Genomic DNA, 1,397 nt, shown 5'->3' with positions numbered 1-1,397 from the left:
TGGCGCTCCTCACCTTTGTGTGGGTAGTTTGGGGTCGATTCCTCCGAGGTTCAGGTAGATCATCGAGGTCAGCGATTCGGCGGAGTGGTGCCCGTAGCCGCGAGCGTTGATCAGTCGGATTTTTGAGTTGATACCTTCGATGAGTCCGTTGGAGATGCCGAGTTCTACTGCGGCGATGATTCCGTCGTAGTGCTTGTCGATCTGTTGGGCGAGCATTGTGAATGCGGGGATTCCGCTGTGTGCGGCGTCGTCGATCCATGTGCGTAGATGCCGTTTGGCGCGTGAGGGTTTGACGACGCGGAACAAGTCCCGCATTTGCTCTTTCAGTCGCCATGCGTGCCCGACCTGCTGATCCTGATCTGTGAGGGTGTCGAGAAGGGCGCGGCGCTGGTCGGTGAGTCGTTCGGCGCCGGTTCGCAACGCGATGCGGACCTTGCGCCAACTGCCGCTCGAGAGCTCGATTCTGCGGCGGTTGGCCGAGGAGGCGTCGGCGAACACTCGGTCCAACGCCCGGTTCACCCACTGCATGACATGGAAGGGGTCGAAGCAGATTCGGGCGTTCGGCACGTGTTCCTCGGTGGCGACGCGATATGCCTTCGATCCGTCCATCGATACCGACTCGATCGAGTCGAGGTCGGACTCGTGTTGCTGCTCATAGAAAGCCGCGAGGGATTCGGTGCTTCGGCCGGGTTCGATATGCACCACGGTCTTGGTGTCGTGGTCGCCGATCACGGTCAGGTACTTGTGCGGGTGTCGGTAGCAGATTTCGTCGACGCCGATGCGGTAGAGCCGCTCGAGTCGTCGGGTGTCGAGTAATTCGTCGACGGTGCGGTTGATGATTGCGGTGACCGTTTCCCACGCGCAGCGCATCAGCGTGGAGACGGAGGTGCGGTCGGTGCGGGCGGCGAGCCAGAGGACGGTGTCTTCGAAGTCTCGGGTGTGCCGGGCGGTGGGCCGCGCCCACGGCACGTGTTCGGTGCGCACCCCGCAGTGTGGGCAGTGGATGCGGCGGATCTCGTAGACCAACCACAGGCGGTGTGTGCCGAGGTCAAGGTGCCGCCACCGGCGTGTGGACCGGTCATATGTTGCCGGCGACGTGTGCCCGCAGGGGCACTCGAGTCGGCGGGCACGCAGGCGTAGCTCGACCTCGACATCGGTGTCTGTGATCGACACCGCCGATACCGATGCGCCGGGGATCTTCAGGAGACGGTTAAATGCAGTACTGACGCGCACGTGTAGCGGGCCTCCGGGTTGAGGTAGGTGTGGTAACCCCGAAACCTAGAGGTGCTGCGCGTGCGCGTCCCTCATATCATCGGTGAAACGCCGAACAGTGCGGCCAACAACACAACCCACCCTGAGCAGCAGAAATGGCGCCCACATAAACCCGAGGAGCGCCA

Annotated in this window: 1 protein-coding gene; it reads right to left on the bottom strand. The window is 62.6% G+C overall.

Features of this window, described 5'->3' with window-relative positions:
* Positions 1-9: 9 nt before the first annotated feature.
* Complete coding sequence (locus HGB39_RS38055; RefSeq protein WP_168443035.1) at positions 10-1,233, bottom strand: ISL3 family transposase; 1,224 nt, start codon at positions 1,231-1,233, stop codon at positions 10-12.
* Between the last annotated feature and the right edge of the window lie 164 nt (positions 1,234-1,397).

The sequence above is a fragment of the Rhodococcus opacus genome, from assembly GCF_012396235.1.
GTDB lineage: Bacteria > Actinomycetota > Actinomycetes > Mycobacteriales > Mycobacteriaceae > Rhodococcus_F > Rhodococcus_F opacus.
The sequence above is the reverse complement of the archived record's forward strand: the minus strand, read 5'-3'. Positions and strand labels throughout refer to the sequence as shown.